At 71.7% G+C, this 8,477-nt stretch carries 4 protein-coding genes and 1 pseudogene; 3 read left to right on the top strand and 2 right to left on the bottom strand.

What is annotated here, in order from left to right; translation table 11 throughout:
* Positions 1 to 48: 48 nt before the first annotated feature.
* The 3 genes and pseudogenes from Psi01_RS23060 to Psi01_RS23055 all read left to right on the top strand — a co-directional run.
* Positions 49 to 1,875, top strand: a pseudogene (locus Psi01_RS23060) (ATP-binding protein); the annotation flags it as partial.
* Between the two features lie 276 nt (positions 1,876 to 2,151).
* The gene (locus tag Psi01_RS44725; protein WP_444980721.1) at positions 2,152 to 2,544 is read left to right on the top strand and encodes a response regulator; all 393 of its coding nucleotides are present in this window, start codon (positions 2,152 to 2,154) and stop codon (positions 2,542 to 2,544) included.
* A gap of 3 nt (positions 2,545 to 2,547) precedes the next feature.
* Positions 2,548 to 3,180 (top strand): response regulator, encoded by a 633-nt coding sequence (locus Psi01_RS23055; RefSeq protein WP_204066146.1) that lies wholly within the window; start codon positions 2,548 to 2,550, stop codon positions 3,178 to 3,180.
* Between the two features lie 1,176 nt (positions 3,181 to 4,356).
* Here Psi01_RS23055 and Psi01_RS23050 read toward each other — a convergent pair.
* Together Psi01_RS23050 and Psi01_RS23045 are read right to left on the bottom strand one after the other, a co-directional pair.
* On the bottom strand, positions 4,357 to 5,646 hold the full coding sequence (locus tag Psi01_RS23050; protein ID WP_204066145.1) for an NYN domain-containing protein: 1,290 nt from the start codon (positions 5,644 to 5,646) through the stop codon (positions 4,357 to 4,359).
* Positions 5,647 to 5,851: 205 nt separating this feature from the next.
* Positions 5,852 to 8,404, bottom strand: a complete 2,553-nt coding sequence (locus Psi01_RS23045) for a zf-HC2 domain-containing protein (protein WP_204066144.1) — start codon at positions 8,402 to 8,404, stop codon at positions 5,852 to 5,854.
* Positions 8,405 to 8,477 lie beyond the last annotated feature (73 nt).

The raw sequence follows: 8,477 nt of genomic DNA, 5'->3' as shown, positions 1-8,477 counted from the left end.
CGCGGGGTCTCCGGGGTCTGGAAGGACCTCACCGACAACGTCAACGTCATGGCCAACAACCTGACCACCCAGGTCCGCAACATCGCCGAGGTCACCACCGCGGTCGCGCGCGGAAACCTCACCCGCAAGATCGACGTGAACGCGCAGGGCGAGATCCTGGAGCTGAAGACCACCATCAACACCATGGTCGACCAGCTGTCCAGCTTCGCCGCGGAGGTCACCCGCGTGGCCCGCGAGGTGGGCTCCGAGGGCAAGCTCGGCGGCCAGGCCCGGGTGGAGGGCGCCGAGGGCATCTGGAAGCGCCTCACCGAGAGCGTGAACGAGCTCGCCGGCCGCCTCACCACCCAGGTGCGCGCGATCGCCGAGGTCACCACCGCCGTCGCCCAGGGCGACCTGACCCGCTCGATCAGCGTCGACGCCGAGGGCGAGATCGGCGAGCTCAAGGACAACATCAACACGATGGTGTCCGTACTGCGCGCCACCACCACGGCCAACCAGGAGCAGGACTGGCTGAAGTCCAACCTGGCCCGGATCTCCCGGCTCATGCAGGGCCACCGCGACCTGATGGAGGTCGCCAAGCTCATCATGAGCGAGCTGACCCCGCTGGTCTCGGCGAACTACGGCGCCTTCTACCTCGCCGAGCCCACCGGCGACCACGACCTCCACCTCATCGCCGGGTACGGCACCCGCCCCGGCATCGGCCCCCGCCAGCGCTTCGCCACCGGCGAGGGCATCGTCGGCCAGGCCGCCATGGAGGGCAGGCGGATCCTCCTGGGCAACGTCCCGGCCCGCTATCTCACCGTGGACAGCGGCCTGAGCAGCTCGGTCCCGGCGCAGATCGTCGTCATGCCGATCCTGTTCGAGTCCCAGGTGCTCGGCGTCCTGGAGCTGGCCTCGTTCGAGGAGTTCAGCGAGATCCACCACGACCTGCTGACCCAGCTCGTCGAGACCATCGGCGTCACGATGAACACGATCATCGCCAACTCCCGGACCGAGGACCTGCTCACCGAGTCGCAGCGCCTGACCACCGAGCTGCGGGAACGCTCCGACGAGCTCCAGCGCCAGCAGGAGGAGTTGCGCCGCTCCAACGCCGAGCTGGAGGACAAGGCCGCGCTGCTGGCCAAGCAGAACCGGGCCATCGAGATCCAGAACTTCCAGATCGAACAGGCCCGCCGGACCCTGGAGGAGCGCGCGGAGCAGCTCGCGATCTCCTCGCGCTACAAGTCCGAGTTCCTCGCCAACATGTCGCACGAGCTGCGCACCCCGCTCAACAGCCTGCTGGTGCTGGCCAAACTGCTGACCGAGAACACCGAGGGCAACCTCACCGCCCAGCAGGTCGAGTTCGCCAGGACCATCCACGGCGCCGGTTCCGCGCTGCTCCAGCTCATCAACGACATCCTCGACCTGTCCAAGGTCGAGGCCGGGCGGATGGACATCCACCCGCAGCAGATCTCCCTGCCCAAGCTCGTCGACTACCTCGAGTCCACCTTCGCCCCGCTGGCCCAGGACAAGGGCCTGTCGTTCGCGGTCCAGGTGGACCCGTCGGTCCCGCAGGAGCTGCGCACCGACGAGCAGCGCCTGCAGCAGGTGCTGCGCAACCTGCTCTCCAACGCGATCAAGTTCACCCCCAACGGCGAGGTACGGCTCCGCGTGATCCACGCCCAGCCCGACGTGGCGTTCGTGGACGAGACCCTGCGCGAGGCCAGCGGCATCCTGGCCTTCGAGGTGGTGGACACCGGCATCGGCATCGCGGCCGACAAGCTGGAGGTCATCTTCGAGGCGTTCCGGCAGGCCGACGGCACGACCAGCCGCAAGTACGGCGGGACCGGCCTGGGCCTGTCCATCTGCCGCGAGATCGCCCGCCTGCTCGGCGGTGAGATCCACGTGATCAGCGAGGTGGGCAGGGGCAGCACCTTCACCCTGTACCTCCCGCCGTCCTACGGAGGCCCGCTGGCCGCCCGCGACGGCGGAGCCGCCACACCGAGCATCGGCGAGTCCCCCGACCAGATCATCGTCGGCGGCCCGGAGACCGTGACCGACCTGCCGGAGATCCCGATGCCGGAGACCGAGCTGGCCGCTCTGCCGCTCCCGCACCTGCCGGAGAACGGCAGCCAGACCTGGACCGGCGACGACCCGCTCGGCGGATCCAAGATCCTGATCGTCGACGACGACATCCGCAACGTCTTCGCGCTGACCAGCGTGCTGGAACGGCACGGGGCCACGGTGGTCTTCGCCGAGAACGGGCGCGAGGGCATCGAACAGCTCGAACGCAACGAGGACGTCTCGCTGGTCCTGATGGACATCATGATGCCGGAGATGGACGGCTGGGCCACCACGTCCGCGATCCGTCAGATGCCGCAGTTCGCCGACCTGCCGATCATCGCGCTTACCGCTAAGGTCATGCAGGGAGACCGGGAGAAAAGCATCGCTTCCGGCGCTTCGGACTATGTGCCCAAGCCCGTCGACGTCGACCGCCTGCTGGAACGGCTGCGCGGCTGGCTCGCTCGCGGGCGGGCCACCAGCGACTCGCACGAAGGGGCGTGATCGATGCCCGACAGAGCCAAGATTCTCCTGGTCGACGACCGGGAGGAGAACCTGATCGCCCTTGAGGCCATCCTCAGCTCCCTCGACCTGGTGCCGGTCCGCGCCCGGTCGGGGGAGGAGGCGCTCAAGGCGTTGCTCAGCAACGAGTTCGCGCTGATCCTGCTCGACGTGCGCATGCCCGGCATGGACGGGTTCGAGACCGCGTCCCACATCAAGCGCCGTGAACGCACGCGCAACATCCCGATCATCTTCCTGACCGTGGTCGACAGCGCCCCCGACTACGCCTTCCGCAGTTACGCCGCCGGCGCCGTCGACTACCTGACCAAGCCGTTCGACCCCTGGGTCCTGCGGGCCAAGGTCTCGGTGTTCGTCGAGCTCTACAACATGAACCGCCGCCTGGCCGAACAGGCCTCCATGCTCCGCGAACGCCTCACCACCGAACTCCCTCCCGGCAAGGCCGCCGACCAGGCCGCCGTGCTCCCCGAACTCTCCCGCCGCCTGAGCGCCGTCGAAACCGAGCTCACCCGCGTCCGCGAAGTAGCCGCCAAAACCAACGACCCCGCCCTCACCGGCCCCCTGTCCGACCTCACCGACCGCATCAGCCACCTCCGCTCCGGCTTCGACGCCCTGAGCTGACACGCCTGACTCCGGGGTCGGCGCCGGTCCAGCTCCAAAACACCGGCGCCGGTACGGCGAGACGCCGGACGGCGGTGCTCGGCGCCGTTCTGTACGGCGGGCAGGCCGGGGTGAGCGGTGACGGGGGTGGGTGTTCGGTAGCGGGGCGCGTGCTGGGGGCATGGTCGTGCTGTGCGGGCGGGTGTTCCGGCCGGCCGTCTCAGTTGCTGTCTCGTCCGTCAGGCCTCCGGCCTGCCCGGGCGCGCGGGGTGCGGTCCTTCTCCTACGCCGGCCTGCACACCCGCCCGCTCCGCACTCCTCGTGCACCGCCGTACCCATGCGGGCCGTATGGGGCGGACCTTTACCGGACGACCGGTGTTCTGCGGGTGGCTGAAGCGGGAATGCGGGGCCGTTCAGGGGTGCTCGCCGTTGCCTTGCGGCCATGCTGACGGGAAGGAGCTCAGGGCTGATCACCGTAGCTTGGCTACGTAGGCGGGTAACGACATCGTTTGTCGGTCAGGTGCGACAGCGATCGTTCAGCGCGGGAAACGATGTCGGCGAGGAGTAGCAGCGCTCTTGCGCCTGTGGTGGGACGATGCGTGTGCTCCGCAAGGTGAGGGGGCGCCGGGATCCGCCTGACCGGCCGAGCTCACCAGGGCCGCCGCCTCCCCATGCCTGCGGTGGAAGCTCAACCGGTAGCGTCCGTCATCGCGGGTGACCACCAGGACGTCCACCGGCGAATCCTCGTTTCCGCGTCCGGGGAGCGTGACCTCCGCTCCTCTCAGAGGACGAGAACGACCCCACTGCCGAGCAGAGCGATCACGGAGAGCCCGCTGGATCTCCGGGTCTCCTCGGTGACTGATCGAGCGACAGGCACGATGATCACCTCCTGTCCGCCCAACGCGTTCGCCCCCACGCCGGTTCCCCACGCCGGATCTTCCATCCCGTGCGGTCCCGCCCGCCAGGACGTTGGGGCACCGCACTCCGGTCGTCCGGGAAAGATCCACCCCATACGGCCCGCGTGGGTACGGCGGTGCACGACCATGCCCCCAGCACGCGCCCCGCTACCGAACACCCACCCCCGTCACCGCTCACCCCGGCCTGCCCGCCGTACAGAACGGCGCCGAGCACCGCCGTCCGCCGTCTCGCCGTACCGGCGCCGGTGTTTTTGGAGCTGGACCTGCGCCGTACCCGGCGCTAGCGGCGGGCCTGTTCCAGGGCGTCCCAGAAGCCGCGGCGGAGGGCGTGGCGGACTTCGTCGTGGAGGAGGAAGTCGATGGGGAGGGAGGAGCCCTGGAGGAGGCGGGCTTCGAGGTCGGAGGGCATGCGGGGTTTGCGGGCCAGGACGGCTTCGAGCCACAGGGCGGGGGCGTCCTTGGCGACGGACTCGCCGAAGTCGTGGCCTTCGGTGTGGGCGGCCTTCACCGCCTCCGCCAGGGTGGTCGTGTTGCTCGTGGAGGCGCTCTGGACCGGGACGGGGGCCGGCTGGGGGCCGGTGTAGGGGCCGACGGCCTGGTAGGCCGGCATGCTGCCGGTGTTGCCAGAGGCGTACTGCGGGCTCGCGGGGGCCGCGGGAGGAGAGGCGGAGGTGGAGACCGCGGGTGAGGGCGAGGTGGTCGGGGACTCCTGCGCGTAGCTCGGGTAGACGGGCAGCGCGGGCTGGGACGGGCGGGAGGGCTGGTCCGGTGGGGTGGAGGCGCCGCCGGGGACGCCGTTGCCCGACGGCAGGCCGGTGCCGGTGCCGAGGGGGGTGGGGCCGGTGGAGCCGCGGCTCGGGCCGAGGGAGGGACTGTTGCCGAGCGGGGCCGGGCCGCTGAGGGAGGGACCGTTGCCGAACGGGGCGGGGCCGTTGAGGGACGACTGGCCGCTGTTGAGGGAGGGGGTGGCGCCGGTGGACTGGTGGCCGTTGCTGGAGGAGGTGCCGTTGGACAGGGCGGGGAGCTCTGCGACGCCGGTGCGCAGAGTGACGTACGGCCGCAGGTGGCCGCCGCCGATCTCGATGAGGTCGTCGCACTCCTGGCGGAGCGAGCGGGAGACGGCCCAGCCGCCGTCGGCGCCGATGTGCACCACGGTGATCCGGATGCCGAGGTCCTGGGCATCGCAGACGACCTGGGTCAGGTCCTCGTCACCGCTGACCACGACCGCGTCGCAGATCGCGTTGTTGCGGGCCAGCGTCATCAGGTCGCGGTGGACCTGGGCGTCCACGCCCTCCCTGCGGCCCGGGCGGATGCGCGACAGGCGGAGCTTGAGGCCGGGGATGTCGGCCAGCGTGTCGTGCTCGGCGGTGTGCCGGCCCTCGACGGTCGCCTCGTACCAGTAGCAGCGCAGCAGCGGCAGGCCGGTGCGCTCCCTGGACAGGTCGGTGAGCAGCTGGATCAGGCCCGGATAGTCCCAGGAGACCGCCTCACGGTGGCGGGTCCCGTGTGCAGCCATCGCGCCGTCGGCCAGAAGGTAGCCAGCGTCCACGAACAGCGCGCAGCGATCCACGCGACACCGCCCTTCCTACGTGGCCCGACCGTACGTCTCAGACAAGCCTGAAAGCGCCCCGAGAGACCGGACAGGCGGCCCTTTCTCAGGGTAATCAAGCAACTGATCGTCCGAAGGTGAATCCCGACGATTCGCCCCTCGCCCGACCATCTGCCGGAGCGTTTACGCAGACCGTACCAGTTTGTCCCGTTCCTGAGACCGTTCATTACGAACGGGCCTGCACGTTGACGACGGCCACTCCGAACAGGATCGCGTCGCGTCCGCCGCTCACTCTGAGCACCGGTCTGCGGCCCAGTGCAACCCGGAAACCGTCGACGTCCACACCCGAGGTCAGGACCGTCCCGAGCGCCCCGGTGGCGGAGCCGTCGAAGACGTCACCCGGCTCCCGGCCGCCGCTCTCGGGGCGGAGCGGGACGCCGCGGCCCACCCTCACCCGGTCTCCCCGCACCCCGGCCTCGCCGCCCCACGCCACCAGGTCCACCCGCGCGGGCACGGGGGAGGCGACGAGCCCGTCGAGCGGGATCCGCGCGGGCCTGCCCCGGCCGACCGCGGTGAAGGTGTCTACCACCACGGCCCGGCCGTACGGCCGGCGCGGGTCGGCCGCGACGACCACCAGGCTCCAGCCCGCGTGCCGGACGGCACCGGAGCCCGCCGGAACGTCGGCCACCCAGTAGCGCCCGCGCAGCCCGCGCACCAGCCGGGTCACGTCGGCGAAGGACTGGTAGGCCCGGCCCTCCGGCAGGTCCTGCTCCAGCGTCCGGGCGGCCCTGATCCGCGTGTACTCCTGCGCCCCGGGGACCTTGAACTTGACCGGCCCGGCGGGCGCGCCCGACGACCAGTACAGACCCGCCCAGACGATCCGGCTGCGCCGGGGCAGCGCCAGCCGCGCCGCGCTCGAACTCCTCGTCGTCGGGTCCCCGTCCCGGTCGAGGGGCTGCGGCCCGGCTGCGGGCCGCTGAGCCCTGGGAGCCCCGGGAGCCTCGTCACCGCCCTCCCCCGGAACGTCTCCGCAGGTCAGGTCGGCGGTCGCCTGCGCCTGGGCCCGGATCACGGAGGAGGACCTGGGCGCCACCAGGGTGTTGCCGATCGCGGCGGTGGTCACCCGGCCGTCGGCGGCGAAGCGCGCCGGGGCCCCGGCGGAGCGCACGCCGCTCGCCGCGGTGGCCGTGATCACCCTGCCCGCGCCGGTGATCCGCACCGAGGGGACGGCGCCCTCCCTGGCCCGCGAGGAGACCAGCACCCGCAGGAAGACCGTGGTGGAGCGGCCGGGGCCCAGCGGGCCGCGGGCGCAGCGGGCGCCCGTCCGCACGGCCCGGCACGACCAGCCGTCGACCGTGCCGACGGCCCCGCCGGAGACGGTGGCGTGCGCACGGCGGACGACCGGCGCCATCGTCACCCCGGACGGCAGGCCGATCCACGCCACGAGCGGCGCGCTGCCCGCCGTGCCCGCGTTGCGCAGCCGTACCGCCAGCATGCCCGACTCGGACCTGACCAGCGCGCCGAGCGTGTCGAGGCCGGCGAGCAGGAGCGGCGCGGGCGGGGCGGGCAGGAGCGGTGCGGGTGAGGAGGGCGGCAGCGGCGGGAGCCCGACCCTGGACCGCCACCGGATCGGCGGGGACGCGGTCGCGGACGCGGTCGGCTGCGGCGGCGTCCCCGACGGTTCTGCTCCCGATGGCCCTGTCCCCGATGGCCCTGTCCCCGATGGCGCTGCTTCCGTGGGTCTCGTCTCCTGTGCCCCGGTCTTCTGTGGAGGGGCGGGAGGTTCGGCGGAGCCGGATTCGGGCTGCGCCACGATCGGGGCCGGTATCGGGGTCGACGACCGGGAGCGGGTGAGGACCGCCGGGTCGGCCACCGTGATCAGCACGAGTACGACCGCCATGGCGAGCGCGACGACGGCGCCGCAGACCGCGGCGGCCTGCCGGCCCCTGCCGGGCTCCCGTCCCCAGCCGATCACCCCGCCGAGGAAGCCGCCCGTGTGGTCGGCCTTGCCCAGCGCCGCCAGGTAACCGCCCAGGACCGAACCGGCGATGAGGGGGCCGACGATGACGCGCAGGCCCTGGCTGACGTCGGACAGCTCCATGAAGATCACGCGGCAGTCGGCACACCCCTCGACGTGCCGGTCGACCGTCCGGCTCTCCCGCTTGGTCAGGCCGCCGCGCACGTAGGCGCCCATCTTGGCCACCACCGAACGGCAGCCCTGCCGGGGCGTCTCGGCCATGTGGGTGCGCAGGCACGCCTGGCGCATCCCTTCGAGCGCCTGGTAGGCGAGGGCCTCCACGCTGTCGACCGGCAGGCCGAGCAGCAGGGCGACCTCGGCGGCCCTGGCCCGCTCGACCTCGGTGTGCCACAGGACGAGCTGCCAGCGCTCGGGCAGCGACAGGAAGGCCCTGGCCACCAGCGAGCGCTCCAGACCGGTCAGCGCGGGGTCCACGAAGGGCACTCCGGGATCGAACAGCTCGATCTCCGTGCCGCCGCCGTGCCCGGTGTCGGTCCGGCCGCGTTCGTAGACCGTACGGCGCAGCGCGCTCAGCAGGTAGGGGCGGAACGCCTCATCGGGCCCGCCGCCCCGCCTGATCAGGTCGAGGATCCTGGTGAACGTCTCCGCCACGACGTCCTCCGACACGGCCGGGCTCAGAACGAGCTGGCGGGCCAGCGTCCGCGCCGCCGCCGCGTGCCTCTCGTAGAGGCCGACGTAGGCCGCCGCGTTCCCGCCCCGGATGGCGGCGAGCAGCTCGGCGTCGCTTTGGGACGCATCCATACTCATTGTGACCTCACGATTACTCAGCGTTGCCGCCCCGGTTCATTCCGCACTTCCCTCCGTTGCTAAACCG

Source organism: Paraplanobispora siamensis, assembly GCF_016863175.1.
Classification (GTDB): Bacteria; Actinomycetota; Actinomycetes; order Streptosporangiales; family Streptosporangiaceae; genus Planobispora; species Planobispora siamensis.
This window is presented reverse-complemented; position numbering and strand designations above follow the sequence as displayed.

What these genes read in the sequence shown, in the direction of transcription:
- Psi01_RS23055 (WP_204066146.1), top strand. Translation starts at nt 2,548, where the DNA reads ATGCCCGACAGAGCCAAGATTCTCCTGGTCGACGACCGGGAGGAGAAC.
- Psi01_RS23045 (WP_204066144.1), bottom strand. Translation starts at nt 8,404, where the DNA reads ATGGATGCGTCCCAAAGCGACGCCGAGCTGCTCGCCGCCATCCGGGGC.